Here is a 15,503-nt window from a genome sequence, read left to right on the forward strand (position 1 = left end):
AGCACACGCCCTACAGGCTGTGTCCCCGGCCGTTGACCGGGTCAGCGCAGTCCGGTCGGCCGGTGCAGCGCCGCCTGGATGAGCCGGTCCACCAGCTGCGGGTAGTCGACGCCGCTCTCCTGCCACATCCGCGGGTACATGGAGATCGGGGTGAAGCCCGGCAGGGTGTTGATCTCGTTGATGACGAAGCCGCCGTCCTCGGTGAGGAAGAAGTCGGCACGCACCAGGCCCTCGCAGGACGCCGCCTCGAAGGCCTCCACGGCGAGCCGCTGGACCTCGGCGGTCTGCTCCTCGGTGAGCGGGGCCGGCACGACGCCGGACGCCGCGTCGATGTACTTGGCCTCGAAGTCGTAGAAGTCGTGCGAGGTGACCGGCGGGATCTCGGCCGGCACGCTGGCGCGCGGCCCGTCCTCGAACTCCAGCACCCCGCACTCGATCTCGCGGCCCCGCAGCAGCGACTCGACGAGGAACTTGGGGTCGTGGCGGCGGGCCTCCTCGATCGCCTCGTCGAGGCCGGAGAGGTCGTCGACCTTGGTGATGCCGATCGACGAGCCGGCCCGCGCGGGCTTCACGAAGAGCGGCCAGCCGTGGTCGCCGGCGAACTCCACGATGCGCTTGCGGGCGGCCTGGGGGTCCTGGTCCCACTCGCGGGGGCGTACGACGACGTACGGCCCGACGGGCAGCCCGAAGGAGGTGAAGACGCGCTTCATGTACTCCTTGTCCTGGCCGACCGCCGAGGCGAGGACTCCGGCGCCGACGTACGGCACTCCGGAGAGCTCCAGGAGGCCCTGGAGCGTGCCGTCCTCACCGTAGGGACCGTGCAGAACGGGGAAGACGACGTCGACCTCGCCGAGCGCCTTGGGGACCGAGCCGGGTTCGCTGTAGACCACTTCGCGGCTGCCGGGATCGACGGAGAGCACCACGCCGCCCTCGTCGGACTCGGCCAGCTGGGCCACGTCCGGCATCTTCCGGTCCGTGATGGCCATGCGTTCGGGTTCGTCGGCGGTGAGCGCCCAGCGGCCGTCCGTCGTGATGCCGATCGGCAGGACGTCGTACTTCGTCCGGTCGATGGCGTTCAGGACGGCGCCGGCCGTGACCACCGAAATGCCGTGTTCGGAGCTGCGGCCGCCGAACACGACGGCCACACGCGGCTTGCGGAGCTGCTGCTCCGTGCTCTGGGGGAGGTTCTCGCTGCTCATATCGCGATGAGCGTACCTGCTGGTACGGGTCGCGTCAGCGCCGCCGGTGCCGTCCGGCGGGGTGAACCCGGCCGCGAGTGGCCCCGCCGGCCGCTCAGTGCCGCTCGGCCTTGGCGCTGCGCGACATCAGCTCCTTGAGCGCGACCATCGGGGGCTTGCCCTCGTGGACGATGCCGACGACCGTTTCGGTCAGGGGCATCTCCACACCGTGCCGGCGTGCCAGATCGAGCACCGATTCGCAGGACTTGACGCCCTCCGCGGTCTGCTTGGTGACGGCGATGGTCTCCTGGAGGGTCATGCCACGACCGAGGTTGGTGCCGAAGGTGTGGTTGCGCGAGAGCGGCGACGAGCAGGTCGCCACCAGGTCCCCGAGTCCGGCGAGTCCGGAGAAGGTCAGCGGATCGGCCCCCATGGCCAGACCGAGCCGGGTGGTCTCGGCGAGGCCGCGGGTGATGAGCGAGCCCTTGGCGTTGTCGCCGAGCCCCATGCCGTCGGCGATGCCGACGGCCAGCCCGATGACGTTCTTGACGGCGCCGCCGAGCTCGCAGCCGACCACGTCGGTGTTGGTGTACGGGCGGAAGTACGGGGTGTGGCAGGCGGCCTGGAGGCGGCGCGCCACGGACTCGTCCTGGCAGGCGACGACGGCCGCGGCGGGGCGGCGTTCGGCGATCTCCTTGGCGAGGTTGGGTCCGGTGATGACGGCGATGCGGTCGGCGGAGACCTTGGTGACGTCCGCGATGACCTCGCTCATCCGCTTCGCGGTGCCGAGTTCGACGCCCTTCATCATGGAGACCAGCACCGTCTTGGACTCCAGGTACGGGGCCCAGTCGGCGAGGTTGGCGCGCAGCGTCTGGGAGGGCACGACGAGCACGGCGAAGTCGGCGCCGCGCAGCGCCTCGGCGGCGTCCGTGGTGGCCCGGACCGACGCGGGGAGTTCGATGCCCGGCAGGTAGTCCGGGTTGGTACGGGTCGTGTTGATGACCTCGGCGACCTCGGAGCGGCGTCCCCAGAGGGTGACCTCACAGCCCGCGTCCGCGAGGACCATGCCGAAGGCCGTACCCCATGAGCCGGTTCCGAAGACGGCTGCTTTTACGGGGTGCGTCACTTGGGTCCCTCTCCTTCGGACTTGCGCCGCTGTTCCGCGCGGGCCTTGCGGTGGTCGTAGAGCTCGGTGGGGGCCTGCTGTCCCCGGACTTCGGCCAGCTGCTCGGTGATCGCGAGCATGATGACCTCGGTCGCCTCGCGCAGGACCTCGGGCGTCGGCTCCTTGTCGTAGAACCGGGAGAGGTCGACGGGCGGACCGGCCTGGACCCGGAGGGTCTTGCGGGGGAACAGGCGCAGCTTCTTGTCCGTGGCGTAGGGCGGCATCGCCAGGTTGGCGCCCCACTGGGCGACGGGGATCACCGGGGCCCTGGTCATCAACGCGACGCGGGCGGCGCCCGTCTTGCCGCCCATCGGCCACATCTCGGGGTCGCGGGTGAGGGTGCCCTCCGGGTAGAAGGCGACACACTCACCGCGCTCGATGGCGTCAACGGCGGCCCGGAAGGCGTCCAGCGCGTTGGTGGTCTCGCGGTACACGGGAATCTGGCCGGTGCCACGCAGCATCATTCCGACAAAGGGGGTCTTGAAGAGCCCCGCCTTGGCGAGGAGCCGCGGCACCCGGCCGGTGTTGTACTGGAAGTGACCGTACGAAAGCGGGTCCAGATACGAGTTGTGATTGACCGCAGTTATAAATCCGCCGTCGGCCGGAATGTGTTCCATCCCCCGCCAGTCGCGCTTGAACAGAACCACCAGCGGCGGTTTTGCGATGACCGCTGCCAAGCGGTACCAGAAGCCGATTCTGCGGCGGGACACCCGGACACCTTTCTCTATGGACCTGACTGTGGAGCTGTGCTGCCTGACTACCGACGGTCAAGTCTCGCCCCAGGCCCCTGCTCTGTCGAGAACACCGTACGCCCCGCCTTCGGGACCGACCCTCCAGGTTGTGGCACCGGCAGGCGAGAATAGGCGGCCATGCGCATCGAGGGGGAGACTGCCACGAACACCGACCTGACCGGCCGCTGGTCCCTGGTCGTCCCGTTGAAGCCCCTGGCTCGGGCCAAGAGCAGGCTGGTACCCGCGTCCGGCGCCCTGTTGCGGCCCCGGCTGGCCCTGGCCTTCGCCCAGGACACCGTGTACGCCGCGCTGGCCTGCCGGGCCGTCGCCGATGTGGTGGTAGTCACGGACGACGCGACGGCCGGCGCCGCGCTGGCGGCCCTCGGCGCCCGCGTCGTGGCCGACTCCCCCGCCGCCGGGCTCAACGCGGCCCTCGCGCACGGTGAGCGTGCGGTGCGCGCGGCCCGGCCCAGAGCGGCCGTCGCCGTGCTCAACGCGGATCTGCCCGCACTGCGCCACATGGAATTGGCCCGGGTGCTCGATTTCTCAGCCGCTTTTTCCCGGGCATTTGTGACGGATGCGGCGGGAATCGGGACGACATTTCTGTCCGCTGGGCCAGGAGTGGAATTGCGCCCGGCTTTCGGCGGCCCGTCCCGGGCCCGGCATCTCGCGTCCGGCGCCGCGGAAATCACGCTTTCCGGCATCGATTCGGTCCGCCAGGACGTGGACACCGGCGACGATCTGCGGGCGGCGCTCGCCCTGGGCGTGGGCCCCTACACGGCGGGGCGCTGGGCCGCGGGGGTCCCCGCGATGGACCGATAGGCTGCCGTTCATGCAGGCGACCTCGTACACGTACGACCCCGAGACGCGCACCGGCAGCGTGCTGCTCGACGACGGCACCCCGGTGGATTTCGACGCCCCGGCCTTCGACGCCGGCGGCCTGCGGCTGCTGCGTCCGGGCCAGCGGGTGCGGATCGAGGGCCGCGGCGAGGGCGCCGGGCTGCGGATCACCCTGGTGACGCTGCAGACCTTCTGAGCCCTGCGGCCCTGCCCTGAACAGCCCGCGGGCCGGGCTCCCCGAGGGGAGCCCGGCCCGGCGCGTGTGAGGAGCCCTGTGCTGCTCGGTCTCACTTCTTCCGTGCGGTGGCCTTCTTGGCCGTGGTCTTGCGCGCCGTGGTCTTCTTCGCGGGCGCCTTCTTCGCCGTGGTCTTCTTGGCGGGCGCGGTCTTGCTGGCGACGGCCTTCTTCGCGGTCGTCGTCTTCTTCGCCGCTGCGGGGGTCGCCTTCTTTGCGGCCGCCGTGGTCTTCTTCGCCGCCGCGGACGTCTTCTTCGCGGTGGTCTTCTTGGCGGTGGCCGTGGTCTTCTTCGCCGCTGCCACGGCCTTCTTGGCGGTGGCCTTCTTCGCCACGGCCTTCTTCGCGGTGGCCTTCTTGGCGGCGGCCTTGGCCGTCGTACGGGTGGAAGAACCGCCCGAGAGGCTGCCCTTGGGCGCCTTCTTCACGGCCACATCGTTCTTGGGGAGCTTCTTCGAGCCGCTCACCAGGTCCTTGAAGCCCTGTCCCGCACGGAAACGGGGCACGGACGTCTTCTTGACCCGTACGCGCTCACCCGTCTGCGGGTTGCGGGCATAGCGGGCGGGGCGGTCGACCTTCTCGAACGAGCCGAAGCCGGTGACCGAAACCCGGTCACCTGCGACAACTGCACGAACGATCGCGTCGAGCACCGCATCGACGGCGTCTGCGGCCTGCTGACGGCCGCCGACCTTGTCGGCAATCGCTTCTACGAGCTGCGCCTTGTTCACGTCTTCCCCTTCGGAGACATAGCCAGAACGAAAGTGTTCAAGCTTTTTCGCACGTTAGGCAGATATATACCGCAAATCAAACACGAAACGGGCTAATCACCCTAGTGCCGCAACGAAGTCGACCGCTGCGCAGTTCCGCAGAGTCAGTCACCTTCGGGGAATCGGCCCTCATCGAGGTCCTTCATCAACCGGTCCAGACGCCTTGCCGCGTCTGGGAGATCGTGCTTCGCCGCGGCCGTGACGACCAGCAGCTTCCGGGACAGCGCCATCCGTACGCCCTCCGGGACTTGCAGTGCACGCACTCGCGAGTGCGCTTCCTTCAATTGGTCGGCGACTTGGCCGTAAAGCTTGAGTTGGCTGTCGCGTTCCATGCACCGATTGTGCCATCTGGGGCGAGTTGTCGCCCGACGGGGTCTCAACAAGCGACTGCGCCCCCTACCAGAAGGCAGGGGGCGCAGTACTGGAAATGCGCTGCTCAGGCGTTAATTGTACGTGGCTTGTGGGTGGGCCTGGTCGCCTCGTAGGCCGCAATGTCCGGTTCGTTCTGCAGGGTGAGGCTGATGTCGTCCAGCCCGTTCAGCAGCCGCCAGCGGGCGTTCTCGTCGAGCTCGAAGTCGGCGGTGATGCCCTCGGCACGGACCTGCCGCGCCTCCAGGTCGACCGTGATCTCGGCCTTCGGGTCGGCCTCCGTCAGCTCCCAGAGGGCGTCGATGACCTGCTGGTCCAGGACCACGGTCAACAGCCCGTTCTTCAGCGAGTTACCTCGGAAGATATCGGCGAACCGGGAGGAGATGACCGCCTTGAAGCCGAAGTTCTGCAGGGCCCAGACGGCGTGCTCGCGGGACGAGCCGGTGCCGAAGTCGGGTCCGGCCACCAGCACCGAGGCGTCCTTGCGCTCCGGGCGGTTGAGGACGAAGTTCCCGTCCTTGCGCCAGGCCTCGAAGAGCCCGTCCTCGAAGCCGTCCCGGGTGACCTTCTTCAGCCAGTGGGCGGGGATGATCTGGTCGGTGTCGACGTTGCTGCGGCGCAGCGGGACGGCCCGGCCGGTGTGTGCGATGAAAGCTTCCATGATTCTCAGACTCCGGCGGGCGTGCGGTCGTCGGACAGGTCGGCCGGCGAGGCCAGGTGGCCCAGCACGGCGGTGGCGGCGGCGACCTGCGGGGAGACCAGGTGCGTACGGCCTCCCTTGCCCTGCCGGCCCTCGAAGTTACGGTTCGAGGTGGAGGCGGAGCGCTCGCCGGGGGCCAGCTGGTCGGGGTTCATACCGAGGCACATCGAGCAACCCGCGTGCCGCCATTCGGCGCCGGCGGCCTTGAAGACCTTGTCCAGGCCCTCCTCGACGGCCTGCAGGGCGACCCGCACGGAGCCCGGGACGACCAGCATCCGTACGCCCTCGGCGACTTTGCGGCCGTCCATGATCGCGGCGGCGTTGCGCAGGTCCTCGATCCGGCCGTTGGTGCAGGAACCTACGAAGACGGTGTCCACGTTGATCTCGCGCAGCGGCTGTCCGGCGGTCAACCCCATGTATTCCAGGGCCTTTTCGGCGGCGTTGCGCTCCGAGGCGTCCTCGTACGAAGCAGGGTCGGGGACGTTGGCCGACAGCGGCGCGCCCTGGCCGGGGTTGGTGCCCCAGGTGACGAACGGCGCCAGTTCGGCGGCCTCGATGACCACCTCGGCGTCGAAGACCGCGTCGTCGTCGGTACGCAGCGTCTTCCAGTACGCCACGGCGGCGTCCCAGTCCTCGCCCTGCGGGGCGTGGTCGCGGCCCTGCAGGTAGTCGAAGGTGGTCCGGTCGGGGGCGATCATGCCTGCCCGCGCTCCGGCCTCGATCGACATGTTGCAGATGGTCATCCGGGCTTCCATCGAGAGCTTCTCGATGGCGGAGCCGCGGTATTCGAGGATGTAGCCCTGGCCGCCGCCGGTGCCGATCCGCGCGATGATCGCGAGGATCAGGTCCTTGGCGGTGACGCTCTCGGGCAGTTCGCCCTCGACGGTGATCGCCATGGTCTTCGGACGGGCCAGCGGCAGCGTCTGGGTCGCCAGCACGTGCTCGACCTGGCTGGTGCCGATACCGAACGCCAGCGCACCGAAGGCGCCGTGCGTGGAAGTGTGGGAATCGCCACAGACGACCGTGGTGCCGGGCTGGGTCAGCCCCAGCTGCGGGCCGACCACGTGCACGACGCCCTGCTCGACGTCACCCAGCGGGTGCAGCCGGACGCCGAACTCCGCGCAGTTCTTGCGCAGCGTCTCCAACTGCGCGCGGGAGACCGGGTCGGCGATCGGCTTGTCGATGTCGAGGGTCGGGGTGTTGTGGTCCTCGGTGGCGATGGTGAGGTCGAGGCGCCGCACCGGGCGTCCGGCCTGCCGCAGACCGTCGAAGGCCTGCGGGCTGGTCACCTCGTGCAGCAGGTGCAGATCGATGAAGAGGAGGTCGGGCTCACCTTCGGCGCGCCGGACGACATGGTCGTCCCAAACCTTCTCCGCGAGTGTCCTACCCATCGCTTTCCCTCCGGCCGGCGTCGTCGCCGGCCCAACTAGAGATTCGGTGCGCCCCCGTCCGGATCCCCGTGCGGGGCGGTGGCTACGGGCCGTTGTGGGGCCGCCCCTACAGGTTCGCAACTTCCCTGGAAATTTGAACTTGCGTTTCACAGAGTGAGACGCGAGTATCGTCGTATGGACAACTCTAGCGGCGTCGGCGTTCTCGACAAGGCAGCTCTGGTATTGAGCGCCCTGGAGTCCGGTCCGGCCACCCTCGCCGGGCTGGTCGCGGCGACCGGGCTCGCACGACCCACGGCCCACCGGCTGGCCGTGGCACTGGAACACCACCGCATGGTGGCGAGGGACATGCAGGGCCGCTTCATTCTCGGCCCCCGGCTGTCGGAACTCGCGGCGGCGGCGGGCGAGGACCGGCTGCTCGCCACGGCGGGACCGGTGCTCACCCACCTTCGCGACATCACCGGTGAGAGCGCTCAGCTCTACCGCCGGCAGGGCGACATGCGGATCTGCGTGGCGGCGGCGGAGCGGCTGTCCGGCCTGCGGGACACCGTGCCGGTCGGCTCCACGCTCACCATGAAGGCGGGATCGTCCGCCCAGATCCTGATGGCCTGGGAGGAGCCCGAGCGCCTGCACCGCGGCCTCCAGGGCGCCCGCTTCACCGCGACGGCGCTCTCCGGCGTACGGCGCCGGGGCTGGGCCCAGTCCATCGGCGAGCGCGAACCGGGCGTCGCCTCGGTCTCCGCACCGGTGCGCGGCCCCTCGAACCGGGTGGTCGCGGCGGTCTCGGTCTCCGGGCCGATCGAGCGGCTGACCCGTCACCCGGGCCGGATGCACGCCCAGGCCATCATCGACTCGGCCGCCCGGCTGAGCGAGGCCCTGCGCCGCACCGGCTGACCCGACGGCCCCACCTTTCCGGAACCGGCCGCCCCAGCGCCGTGGCGGCCTCCTCAACTCCCTTTTCGCCCAGCGAAGTCGACCGGGCCCCCCACCGGTCGCAGCGGGACCGCCGCAGCGGGCAGGCCAAGCCCCAACAGGTCTGCGGACACAAGCAGAAGGCCCTCCACCGAAGTGAAGGGCCGTTGCGTGGTGCTCTGTTGTACCCCCGACCGGATTCGAACCGGCGCTACTGCCGTGAGAGGGCAGCGTGCTAGGCCGCTACACAACGGGGGCTTGATTACTGCGACTTGCTTCTTACGCTGGGCTACCAGGACTCGAACCTAGAATGACGGTACCAGAAACCGTAGTGTTGCCAATTACACCATAGCCCATGGTGTTACAAGTACCCCCGACCGGATTCGAACCGGCGCTACTGCCGTGAGAGGGCAGCGTGCTAGGCCGCTACACAACGGGGGCCCTAGCGATCCTGCATCGAGAGCGTGGGTGCGACCCAGATGTTCTCGCGGGAAGGATCTGTACCCCCGACCGGATTCGAACCGGCGCTACTGCCGTGAGAGGGCAGCGTGCTAGGCCGCTACACAACGGGGGCTTGTTCTTACAACGTGCTGTCTTGCGCTGGGCTACCAGGACTCGAACCTAGAATGACGGTACCAGAAACCGTAGTGTTGCCAATTACACCATAGCCCACTGAAAAGCAACCCCGGTAAGGGTTTCAATTCTGTCTGCGTTTCCCGGCCGGTTCTTTCGGCCCGTTCGGGCGACGCAGGAAGAACATTACCTGAAGGTGTCCGGCGCTCCAAAACGGGTATCGCCTGCCAGCAGGCCGGGAAGCTGGTCCAGGGCCGTGATCCGGACGAGTTCGGGGCGTCCGCCCCGGCCACCGCGGTCCAGCCAGATCCCGGTCAGCCCGGCGGCCGTCGCGCCGGCCGCGTCGATGTCGGGTTCGTCCCCCACGTAGACGACGTCCGCCGGCGGCAGCGACAGCGCCTCGCAGGAGGCGAGGAACGCCCTGCCGTCGGGCTTGGAGAAGCCCAGTTCCGCCGCGCAGAGCAGGGACTCGAACCGGTCGCGCACCCCGAGCACGGTCAGTTTGCGGTGCTGTTGCGCCAGGGCGGAGTTCGAGAGCACCGCGTGCCGGTACGTCCCGGCCAGGGCGTCGAGTACGGGAACGGCGTCCGGGAAGAGCCCCCAGGCGGCTTCGTAGTGGGTGATGTGGCGCTCGAACCAGTCATCGGCCTCGGCGTCGGCCAGCGGGCGGCCCAGGAACTCCCTGGCCCGGTCGCGGCGCTGGCCCTGCCAGTCGGTCTCCCCCGCGGAGAACCGCTCCCAGTGGCGCCGGGTGATCCGCTGCCAGGCGTCGACGGCCTCGTCGGCCGTGCCGTATCCGCCGGGCAGGCCCTCGGCCGCGAGGTGCCCGCTCATTCCGCGGACGGAGGCCGTCGTGTGAGCGAAGAGGGTGTCGTCCACGTCCCAGAGGACGGCTCTGATCGGCATGGGCCCGAGCCTACCCGCGGCCCGGCACACGCACGGGGGCCCGGCGACACGTGTGCGGTCGCCGGGCCCCCGTGTACGTACGTGCGTTACGCGGTCAGCTTCGCCAGTGCGGCGTCCACCCGGGCCAGGGTCTTCTCGCGGCCCAGGATCTCCAGGGACTCGAAGAGCGGCAGACCGATCGTGCGGCCGGTGACGGCGACACGGACCGGGGCCTGGGCCTTGCCGAGCTTCAGGCCGTGCTCCTCACCCGCGGTGAGGATGGCGTTCTTCAGGGCGTCCGCGTTCCACTCGGCGTCGGCCAGCTTGGCGCGGGCCGTCACGAGCAGGGCGTCGGAGCCCTCCTTCATCGCCTTGGCCCAGGACGCCTCGTCGGTCACCGGCTCGTCGAGGAAGAGGAAGTCGACGTTGGCCGTGATCTCCGAGAGGACCGTGACGCGGGTCTGGGCGTGCGGGGCGATCGCCGCGAACAGGTCCGCGTCGAAGGCCTCCGGGGCCCAGGGGGCGAACGGAGCGCGCAGCCAGGGGCCGCAGGCCTCGGTGAAGGTCTTCACATCGAGCCGGCGCACGTGCTCGGCGTTGACGTGCTCGCACTTCTTGAGGTCGAAGCGGGCCGGGTTGGCGTTGACGTCCTCGATGTCGAACGCGGCGACCATCTCGTCGATGTCGAAGATGTCGCGGTCCTCGGCGATCGACCAGCCCAGCAGCGAGAGGTAGTTGAGCAGCCCCTCGGGCAGGAAGCCGCGCTCGCGGTAGAGGTTGAGCGAGGCCTGCGGGTCGCGCTTGGAGAGCTTCTTGTTGCCCTCGCCCATGACGTACGGCAGGTGGCCGAACTCAGGGGTCTGCTTGGCGACGCCCAGCTCGATGAGCGCCCGGTACAGCGCGATCTGGCGCGGGGTGGAGGAGAGCAGGTCCTCGCCGCGCAGGACGTGGGTGATGTCCATCAGCGCGTCGTCGACCGGGTTGACCAGCGTGTAGAGCGGGGCGCCGTTGGCCCGGACGATGCCGTAGTCCGGCACGTTCTCCGGCTGGACGGTGATGTCGCCGCGGACCAGGTCGGTGAAGGTGATCGCCTCGTCGGGCATCCGGAAGCGGACGATCGAGGTACGGCCCTCGGCCTCGTACGCCGACTTCTGCTCGGCGCTCAGGTCGCGGCAGTGGCCGTCGTAGCCGGACGGCTTGCCTGCGGCGCGGGCGGCGTCGCGGCGGGCGTCGAGCTCCTCGGTCGTGCAGTAGCAGTGGTACGCGTGGCCGGCGGCGAGAAGCTTCCCGGCGACGTCCTGGTAGATGCCCATGCGCTGCGACTGGCGGTACGGGGCGTGCGGGCCGCCGACCTCGGGGCCCTCGTCCCAGTCGAGACCGAGCCAGCGCATCGAGTCGAGGAGCTGCTCGTACGACTCCTCGGAGTCGCGCGCCGCGTCGGTGTCCTCGATGCGGAAGACCAGGGTGCCCTGGTGGTGCCGGGCGAAAGCCCAGTTGAAGAGAGCCGTCCTGACCAGGCCCACATGGGGGTTGCCCGTCGGGGAGGGACAGAAACGTACACGGACCGGTCCGTTAACCACGCTTGATCACCTTGTTGGTGAGAGTGCCGATGCCTTCGATGGTGACGGCGACCTCGTCGCCGACGTGCAGGGGTCCGACCCCCGCGGGGGTGCCGGTGAGGATCACATCGCCCGGGAGCAGCGTCATGGCTTCCGTGATGTGGACGACCAGGTCCTCGATGGAGCGGATCATCTCGCTCGTCCGGCCCAGCTGGCGTTGCTCGCCGTTGACCGTGGCCTGGATGGTGAGGTCGCCGGGGTCGAGGTCGGTCTCCACCCAGGGGCCGAGCGGGCAGGAGGTGTCGAAGCCCTTGGCCCTGGCCCACTGCTTCTCGCGCTTCTGGGCGTCGCGCGCGGTGACGTCATTGGCGCAGGTGTAGCCGAAGATGACGTCCTTGACCCGCTCGCGCGGCACTTCGCGGCACATCCGGCCGATGACCACGGCCAGCTCGGCCTCGTGGTGCAGATCGTCGGAGAACGAGGGGTACTCGATGGCGTCGCCGGAACCGATCACCGAGGTGGTGGGCTTGAAGAAGGCGACGGGGACGTCGGGGACCTCGTTGCCGAGCTCCGCGGCGTGCTCCGCGTAGTTGCGGCCGATGGCCACGACCTTGTTGGGGAGCACGGGCGGCAGCAGCCGGACCTTGTTCAGCGGGACCTTGGTCCCGGAGAGCTCGAACTCGGCGTACGGGATGCCCTTGATGATGTCGAGGACGAGACCATCGGGCCCGTCGCCCTCGACGGCGCCGAAGGCGACATTGCCGTCGATGGAGAACCTGGCGATGCGCACGGGAAGCTGTGGCCCCTCACTTGCTGGCTGGCTGGCTGAAGACTGACGCTCCAGGCTAGCGCGGGTGAGGAGGGGACGCCGCGCGGATTACTCCGCGGCGGCCGTGACGGCCGCGGGGGCGACCATGAGGATCGTGCGGCGGGGGTTGGCCGTCTGCGTCGGCAGGTCGAGCGCGTGCTCCGGCCGCTCCGGCGTCTGCAGCGCTTCGGCGTCCTCGAGGTGCGCCAGCGTCGTGCGCCGGGGGTTGGCAATGTTGCGGAACATCATCGTCGTCTTCATCTGCCGTTCGGACCCTGTCGGTAGGGGCGCCGCCCGGAGGGGCGCCGGTTGTCGGTTCTGCCATCCCTGTAAAGCGTCAGGCTAAACATCCGATTCCCTCCGGGAGCCCGGAAGAGACGACGATCATCATGTGAGTTTGCTCACCAAGGGCCCGACAATTACCCCAATCCGGGCGGTCGGCTCGACCGGGAGAAACGGACATTGCACCACTGAATGAACCATTCCGCTCCTGATCATGTCGTCTGGGACACCGATCACCCTCACCTGGTTCACCCGCAATAGTCCGTTATGGCAGTGAACCGGCTCCACGGCTTGTTACGTCGCCATCACAACGTGTCACCCAGGTCACAGCCCGGTACCTGGCCCTTGTTGGAGATCCTCCACTGTGCTGGAATTCCACGCACCGCCGCAGGTTTCAGGCCGGCGCGCAGGGGGCGCAACGCAGCGCCGAGCCGAGTGGCGGCGGGAAGGGGAAGAACGCCGGTCACTCAAGACCACCATGGGGCGGTACAACGTCCCACGACGCCGACACCGTTCCATCCGTCCATGACGGGGGGAACGCCTGGTCCAGAGGTTGCGACGCTAGTGCAGGGACGTTTCAAGAGGGATGGCAGCGCAGCGGCTGAACAGGAGCCGCGCGGCGGGACCGACCGCGGCTCCTCGCCCCAGCACGCCCAGAACCCCGGACCGGCCGCGGCCGGCGACACCACCGACCGCGCCAAGCCTTCCGGCGCGGCGGCGAGCGGCGGCTCCGATCCGATCACGTCGCTCAAGCCGCAGGGCCCGGTCAACACGGGCTCGCGGGTAGCTCTCCGCAACTGGCGCATCAGCACGCGTCTGGTCTCCCTGCTCGCCCTCCCCGTGGTCGCGGCGACCACCCTGGGTGGCCTGCGCATCAACGACTCCATGAACGACATCCAGCAGCTGGAGCACATGCAGCTGCTGACCCGGATGACCAAGCAGGCGACCTCGCTGGCCCAGGCGCTCCAGGAGGAGCGCGACCGGTCGGCGGGCCCGCTGTCCAACGGAGTGCCTGCCACCGACTTCAAGGTCACCGAGCCGCGGAAGAAGACCGACCGCGCGAAGAAGGCGTTCCTCACCGCGACGAACGACATCGGTGACACCGAGGGCGACGAGGCCCTGGAGAGCATCCACTCCAGCGTCACGCAGATCGCCTCGCAGCTGGGCGGCATCCGCGACATCCGCAAGCAGGCGTTCGCCAAGGGCACCCCGAGCCTGCAGACCGTCGACGCGTACAGCCAGCTGGTCACCTCGCTGCTGAGCCTCTCGCAGGACATGGCGCAGGCGACCAGCAGCCCCGAGATGATCAAGCGGACCCGTGCCCTGGCGGCCTTCTCCTCCGCCAAGGAGTACGCCTCGGTCCAGCGCGCGATCATCGCCGCGGCGCTGCCGGGCGGCAACGACAAGCAGCCGAGCCTCAATTCGAACGACCGGCAGTTCGGCCTGGCGGCGCTGCGCAAGGAAGACCTGGCGCGTCGCTCATTCGGGTCGATCTACACGACCACCGGCAACAACGCGGACGAGCTGACCGCCACCCTGGACGAGGGCAACCCGGAGATCAAGGCCGCCGACACCTACGCCAAGAAGGTGCTCGACAGCCCGACCAGCATGGCCGGGACGGCCCGGCGTTCGTACCTCGACTGGTACGACCAGGACTCCAACAAGATCCAGGCCATGAAGCAGATCGAGGAGACGCTCCTCAGCGACATGGAGGGCAAGGCGCGCGAACTGCGCGACCAGTCCCAGCGCGAAGCGATCATCAGCGGTGCGCTCATCCTGCTGGTGCTCGGCGTCTCGCTGGTCGGCGCCTTCGTCGTCGCCCGCTCCATGATCCGCTCGCTGCGCCGCCTCCAGGACACCGCGACGCGCGTCGCCCAGGACCGGCTGCCGGAGCTCGTCAAGCAGCTCTCCGAGGCCGACCCGCAGGACGTCGACACCTCGGTCGAGTCGGTCGGTGTGCACTCCCGTGACGAGATCGGCAAGGTCGCCGCGGCCTTCGACGACGTGCACCGCGAGGCCGTCCGCCTCGCCGCCGAGCAGGCCCTCCTCCGGGGCAACGTCAACGCGATGTTCACCAACCTCTCGCGCCGTTCGCAGGGCCTCATCCAGCGTCAGCTCTCGCTCATCTCCGAGCTGGAGTCGCGCGAGGCCGACCCGGACCAGCTGTCCTCGCTCTTCAAGCTCGACCACCTCGCGACGCGTATGCGCCGTAACGGTGAGAACCTCCTCGTCCTCGCGGGCGAGGAGCCGGGCCGCCGGTGGACCCGTCCGGTGCCGCTGGTCGACGTGCTCCGTGCCGCCGCCTCCGAGGTAGAGCAGTACGAGCGCATCGAACTGGCCGCGGTGCCCGCCACCGAGGTCGCCGGCCGGGTCGTCAACGACCTCGTGCACCTCCTCGCCGAGCTGCTGGAGAACGCCACGTCGTTCTCCTCGCCGCAGACGAAGGTCCGGGTCACCGGTCACGCGCTGCCCGACGGCCGGGTGCTCGTCGAGATCCACGACACGGGTATCGGCCTCTCCCCCGAGGACCTCGCGGCGATCAACGAGCGGCTCGCCTCGCCGCCCACCGTGGACGTCTCGGTCTCCCGCCGCATGGGTCTGTTCGTGGTCGGCCGGCTGTCCCTGCGCCACGGCATCCGTATCCAGCTGCGGCCCTCCGACTCCGGTGGTACGACCGCGCTGGTCATGCTCCCGGTCGATGTCGCGCACGGCGGCAAGATGCCGGTTCCGAAGCAGGCTCAGGGCCAGCAGTCCGCTCCCGGCGGCCTGCTCGCCGGCGGCGCGCCCGCCGGTGGACTGCTCGCCGGCGGCAACGCTCCCCGACCCGGTCTCGACGGTCCTCCGTCGGCCCCGGGCGGCCGGCTCCCGGCCGGTCCGGGTGCCGCCCGCGGTCAGGTCGGCGCGGGCTCCGGTCCGCGGGCGGCGCTGCCCGCCCGGGACACCACCGGCCGGTCCCAGAACCAGCCGGGCCGGCCGGGCCAGCCCGGTCAGAACAGCCAGCCCGGCCAGCAGAACTCGGGGTTCCAGAGCGCCGGGATGTCCGGCACCGGTCCGCAGGGCCGGCAGCCGCAGGACGGCTCGCGTCAGGGGCCGCCGCGTCAGGACGGCGGGC

15 protein-coding genes and 5 tRNA genes are annotated in these 15,503 nt (G+C 69.5%); 4 read left to right on the forward strand and 16 right to left on the reverse strand.

Annotation, left to right across the window (positions count from 1 at the left end; translation table 11 throughout):
• Positions 1–41: 41 nt before the first annotated feature.
• The 3 genes from J1C73_RS08705 to J1C73_RS08715 all read right to left on the reverse strand — a co-directional run bounded on the left by J1C73_RS08705 (position 42) and on the right by J1C73_RS08715 (position 3,053).
• Complete coding sequence (locus tag J1C73_RS08705) at positions 42–1,199, reverse strand: D-alanine--D-alanine ligase family protein (protein WP_207315835.1); 1,158 nt, start codon at positions 1,197–1,199, stop codon at positions 42–44.
• A 94-nt stretch (positions 1,200–1,293) separates the two neighbouring features.
• Positions 1,294–2,304 carry an NAD(P)H-dependent glycerol-3-phosphate dehydrogenase gene (locus J1C73_RS08710; protein ID WP_207315836.1) on the reverse strand — a complete coding sequence of 337 codons (1,011 nt, stop codon included), beginning with the start codon at positions 2,302–2,304 and terminating at the stop codon, positions 1,294–1,296.
• Positions 2,301–3,053 carry a lysophospholipid acyltransferase family protein gene (locus J1C73_RS08715; protein ID WP_123461884.1) on the reverse strand — a complete coding sequence of 251 codons (753 nt, stop codon included), beginning with the start codon at positions 3,051–3,053 and terminating at the stop codon, positions 2,301–2,303. Before J1C73_RS08715 ends, J1C73_RS08710 begins: the two co-directional genes overlap by 4 nt.
• A 159-nt stretch (positions 3,054–3,212) precedes the next feature.
• Here J1C73_RS08715 and cofC point away from each other — a divergent pair, with 159 nt between their 5' ends.
• Together cofC and J1C73_RS08725 are read left to right on the forward strand one after the other, a co-directional pair.
• Entirely contained in the window at positions 3,213–3,896 is a 684-nt protein-coding gene (gene cofC, locus J1C73_RS08720) for a 2-phospho-L-lactate guanylyltransferase (RefSeq protein WP_207315837.1), read from the forward strand.
• A gap of 10 nt (positions 3,897–3,906) precedes the next feature.
• Positions 3,907–4,110: a hypothetical protein gene (locus tag J1C73_RS08725; RefSeq protein ID WP_207315838.1), complete on the forward strand. Its 204-nt coding sequence runs from the start codon at positions 3,907–3,909 to the stop codon at positions 4,108–4,110.
• Between the two features lie 91 nt (positions 4,111–4,201).
• On the opposite strand, the gene J1C73_RS08730 is transcribed toward J1C73_RS08725, so the two are convergent.
• The 4 genes from J1C73_RS08730 to leuC all read right to left on the reverse strand — a co-directional run bounded on the left by J1C73_RS08730 (position 4,202) and on the right by leuC (position 7,375).
• Entirely contained in the window at positions 4,202–4,876 is a 675-nt protein-coding gene (locus tag J1C73_RS08730) for an HU family DNA-binding protein (RefSeq protein ID WP_123461881.1), read from the reverse strand.
• 143 nt (positions 4,877–5,019) lie between these two features.
• Positions 5,020–5,247 (reverse strand): SCO5555 family protein, encoded by a 228-nt coding sequence (locus tag J1C73_RS08735; protein WP_123461880.1) that lies wholly within the window; start codon positions 5,245–5,247, stop codon positions 5,020–5,022.
• A 104-nt stretch (positions 5,248–5,351) separates the two neighbouring features.
• Positions 5,352–5,945 carry a 3-isopropylmalate dehydratase small subunit gene (gene leuD, locus J1C73_RS08740; protein ID WP_207315839.1) on the reverse strand — a complete coding sequence of 198 codons (594 nt, stop codon included), beginning with the start codon at positions 5,943–5,945 and terminating at the stop codon, positions 5,352–5,354.
• A 5-nt stretch (positions 5,946–5,950) separates the two neighbouring features.
• Positions 5,951–7,375 carry a 3-isopropylmalate dehydratase large subunit gene (leuC, locus tag J1C73_RS08745; RefSeq protein WP_123461878.1) on the reverse strand — a complete coding sequence of 475 codons (1,425 nt, stop codon included), beginning with the start codon at positions 7,373–7,375 and terminating at the stop codon, positions 5,951–5,953.
• Between the two features lie 174 nt (positions 7,376–7,549).
• On the opposite strand from leuC, the gene ndgR reads away from it, so the two are divergent.
• Positions 7,550–8,266 carry an IclR family transcriptional regulator NdgR gene (gene ndgR / locus J1C73_RS08750; RefSeq protein WP_024490257.1) on the forward strand — a complete coding sequence of 239 codons (717 nt, stop codon included), beginning with the start codon at positions 7,550–7,552 and terminating at the stop codon, positions 8,264–8,266.
• A 203-nt stretch (positions 8,267–8,469) separates the two neighbouring features.
• Here the strand turns inward: ndgR and J1C73_RS08755 are convergent.
• The 9 genes from J1C73_RS08755 to J1C73_RS08795 all read right to left on the reverse strand — a co-directional run bounded on the left by J1C73_RS08755 (position 8,470) and on the right by J1C73_RS08795 (position 12,370).
• Positions 8,470–8,542: transfer RNA gene (locus J1C73_RS08755), tRNA-Glu, on the reverse strand.
• Between the two features lie 26 nt (positions 8,543–8,568).
• A tRNA-Gln gene (locus tag J1C73_RS08760) sits at positions 8,569–8,640 on the reverse strand.
• Positions 8,641–8,652: 12 nt separating this feature from the next.
• Positions 8,653–8,725, reverse strand: a tRNA-Glu gene (locus J1C73_RS08765).
• 60 nt (positions 8,726–8,785) lie between these two features.
• Positions 8,786–8,858 (reverse strand) — tRNA-Glu (locus tag J1C73_RS08770).
• A 26-nt stretch (positions 8,859–8,884) separates the two neighbouring features.
• A tRNA-Gln gene (locus J1C73_RS08775) sits at positions 8,885–8,956 on the reverse strand.
• Between the two features lie 87 nt (positions 8,957–9,043).
• Positions 9,044–9,763, reverse strand: coding sequence for an HAD family hydrolase (locus J1C73_RS08780; protein ID WP_207315840.1), 720 nt, complete (start codon positions 9,761–9,763; stop codon positions 9,044–9,046).
• Positions 9,764–9,849: 86 nt separating this feature from the next.
• Complete coding sequence (gltX, locus tag J1C73_RS08785) at positions 9,850–11,322, reverse strand: glutamate--tRNA ligase (RefSeq protein WP_207315841.1); 1,473 nt, start codon at positions 11,320–11,322, stop codon at positions 9,850–9,852.
• Positions 11,315–12,091 carry a fumarylacetoacetate hydrolase family protein gene (locus J1C73_RS08790; protein WP_123461875.1) on the reverse strand — a complete coding sequence of 259 codons (777 nt, stop codon included), beginning with the start codon at positions 12,089–12,091 and terminating at the stop codon, positions 11,315–11,317. The genes gltX and J1C73_RS08790 overlap by 8 nt, the downstream gene beginning before the upstream one ends.
• Before the next feature lie 87 nt (positions 12,092–12,178).
• Positions 12,179–12,370 (reverse strand): hypothetical protein, encoded by a 192-nt coding sequence (locus tag J1C73_RS08795; protein WP_123461874.1) that lies wholly within the window; start codon positions 12,368–12,370, stop codon positions 12,179–12,181.
• Positions 12,371–12,955: 585 nt separating this feature from the next.
• Between J1C73_RS08795 and J1C73_RS08800 the strand changes: the two genes are divergently transcribed.
• Positions 12,956–15,503: sensor histidine kinase (locus J1C73_RS08800; protein WP_207315842.1), on the forward strand; the 2,548-nt coding region annotated here is incomplete at its 3' end.

This window comes from Streptomyces laculatispora, from assembly GCF_017353455.1.
In the GTDB taxonomy this organism is placed as follows: Bacteria; Actinomycetota; Actinomycetes; order Streptomycetales; family Streptomycetaceae; genus Streptomyces; species Streptomyces laculatispora.